The organism is Kocuria nitroreducens, assembly GCF_042879195.1.
GTDB classification, from domain to species: Bacteria; Actinomycetota; Actinomycetes; order Actinomycetales; family Micrococcaceae; genus Kocuria; species Kocuria nitroreducens.
Map to the genome: position 1 here is coordinate 1 of NZ_JBHZTC010000103.1, position 516 is coordinate 516.

Below are 516 nucleotides of genomic sequence, written 5' to 3' on the forward strand. Positions count from 1 at the left end.
GTTACAAGTACGCATCCTGGAAAGAATATGACATAATCAGCCCAAAACGTGACACGTTAAATGTTGTACAAATGCCCTACACATGGAATGATGTCATGGAACGTTCCTCATGCAACAGAAAGACTAGTACATATACAGTACGCCAGATTGGGAAAATTGGGAAATACTGTGGCCCATTCTAGAAAAAATGACCACACGTCTCAGCCCCCCTCTGTACGGATCTACACCACCACTTGAATTTGAGCTTGGGTTGACGTGGGCCCAACGGCGCGGTTGGCGAAAGGTTGGCCCGGGTGGGCGCCAAGGGGACCGGCATCCTGGAAACATACTTGTTTCAGACAGCACATACGAAGTCATCCACATTGACTATGGCATCTGTTTTGGTCAAGGCTTGAACCTCATACACCCCAAAGTAGTTCGTTTTCGATTCTCTCCCAACTTGGAGCTGCTCTTGCAGGATCTGACTATCAGGAGCAAGGGGCGGTGGCGCAAGGGAGCGAACAAGGATGACGAGTT

Annotated in this window: 1 protein-coding gene; it reads left to right on the forward strand. The window is 49.2% G+C overall.

What is annotated here, in order from left to right:
- Positions 1-187: 187 nt before the first annotated feature.
- On the forward strand, positions 188-516 hold a 329-nt coding region (locus tag ACFYE1_RS17515), incomplete at its 3' end, for a hypothetical protein (RefSeq protein WP_387745854.1).